Consider the following 2,191-nt stretch of genomic DNA (forward strand, 5'->3'; position numbering starts at 1 on the left):
TCTACTGGGGCTCCTCACAGGAGGACATAATGATGCGCCAGTTCGCGGAGATAGCGAGCTACGCCCACGATCTCGGCTTCCCGGTTGTGCAGTTCGCCTACCCGCGCGGCCCGTACATCGACGAGCGCTATGGTAAAAAGGAGGACTACCGCGTCGTTATGTACGGGGCGAGGGCCGCAGCCGAGAGCGGGGCTGACATGATAAAGACCTACTGGACGGGCTCAAGGGAGACCTTCGCCAAGGTCGTTGATGCAGCTGCTGGCGTTCCAGTTCTCCTCAGCGGGGGGGCAAAGAAGGACAACCCCGTTGACTTTCTGAAGGTCGTTTGGAATGTCGTTGAGGCAGGAGGTTCTGGGGCTGTCGTTGGCAGAAACATCTTCCAGCGTGAGAACCCCGAGCCTTTCATAAAGGCTCTCCTGAGAGTCGTCCACAGGAACGAGGATCCAGAGGAGGCCGCGAAGGCAGAAGGTCTTCTCTGATTTCGTCGACCGTCTAACTCTCCTTCTTTTTACGTCGTAAGACTTTTAAAAGCCTCAGTTCTTTACCCGGCTAAGGGTGATGAAAATGGCACAGGTTGAGATCATAGACACGACCTTTAGGGACGCTCACCAGTCGCTCATAGCGACCCGCCTCAGGACTGAGGATATGCTGAAGATAGCCGAGGACATGGACAGGGTCGGCTTCTACTCGATGGAGGTCTGGGGTGGGGCAACCTTCGACGTCTGCATCCGCTACCTGAACGAAGACCCCTGGGAGAGACTGAGGCTTTTAAGGGAGAACATAAGGAAGACAAAGCTTCAGATGCTCCTTCGCGGTCAGAACCTCGTCGGTTACAGGCACTACCCGGATGACGTCGTCGAGCGCTTTGTGGAGCTGGCCCACAAAAATGGAATCGATATATTCCGCGTTTTTGATGCCCTCAACGACGTCAGGAACATGGAGGTGGCGATAAAGAAGGCCAAGGAAGTCGGTGCTGAGGTTCAGGGGGCGATAGCCTACACAACCGGCCCGGTCTTTACCCTCGAATACTACATGAAGAAGGTCGAGGAGCTTCTCAAGCTCGAGGTTGATGTCATAACAATAAAGGACATGGCCGGCCTGCTAACGCCCTGGAGAGCCTACGAGCTGGTAAGCGAGATAAAAGAGCGCTATGGCGTTCCCGTCAACGTCCACACACACTCCACCACCGGGATGGCGGTCGCGACCTACATGAAGGCCGTGGAAGCTGGGGCGGACTTTATAGACACTGCCATAAGCCCGCTCGCCTTCGGAACTGCCCAGCCAGGGGTACAGACGATATGGCACGCCTTGCCAGAGGCAGTGGGAAGTCACCTCGACAGGGAGACGATACACAGGATCTCGCGCTACCTCAGGCATCTTTTAGACAATAAGTACTTCAGCCTGTTCCGCAAGGAGACCCTCATGGTCAATCCCTACGTCCTCAAGTACCAGGTTCCGGGCGGGATGTACTCCAACCTGATAAGCCAGCTCAAGGAGATGAAAGCTTTAGATCGACTCCAGGAGGTTCTTGAGGAGATACCCCGCGTTAGGGAAGACCTCGGCTGGCCCCCATTAGTAACTCCAACCAGTCAGATAGTCGGGACTCAGGCTGTCCTCAACGTCCTCTTCGGCAGGTATGAGAGTGTGACCGAGGAGGTCAAGAACTACGTGAAGGGACTCTATGGAAAACCACCGGCGGAGATAAAGCCCGAGATAAGGAAGCTCGCCATCGGCGAGGAGGAGCCGATAACGGTGAGGCCCGGTGAGCTCCTTGAGCCGGCCCTTGAGAAATGCAGGGAAGAGGCCAAAAGCTTTGGCGCCGGGAGCGAGGAGGATGTTCTGACCTACTGCCTGTTCCCACAGATAGCCAAGGAGTTCTTCGAGAGGAGGAAGATCGGAAGAAAGGGCCCGGAGATTCCGCCGAGCGCTCAGAGGCTCAAGCTTTACGTGAACGGGATTGAGGTTGAAGTAGGCATAGAAGGGGTTGACCTTAGCGCCCTTAAGTACCTGCCTCATGTGACCGGTACAACGCTGTCGGCTCCGGCAAAGGTCCAGGTAGAGCAGTCAGCTCTTTCTGCTCCGGCTTCTGTTTCTTCGTCTGTTTTGGTGGGGGAGCCTTCGGCTTCAGCTGGTGAGGGTCTTGTTACTGCTCCAATGCCTGGGAAGGTTTTGAGGGTTCTCGTTAAGGAGG

At 55.9% G+C, this 2,191-nt stretch carries 1 protein-coding gene and 1 pseudogene; both read left to right on the top strand.

Annotated elements, in window-relative coordinates; all coding sequences use genetic code 11:
• Positions 1-479, top strand: a pseudogene (locus MVD07_RS05130) (fructose-bisphosphate aldolase); the annotation flags it as partial.
• A gap of 85 nt (positions 480-564) precedes the next feature.
• A partial coding sequence (locus MVD07_RS05135; RefSeq protein WP_297499365.1) for a pyruvate/oxaloacetate carboxyltransferase occupies positions 565-2,191 on the top strand: 1,627 nt, incomplete at its 3' end.

It is taken from the genome of Thermococcus sp., assembly GCF_027008145.1.
GTDB lineage: Archaea > Methanobacteriota_B > Thermococci > Thermococcales > Thermococcaceae > Thermococcus.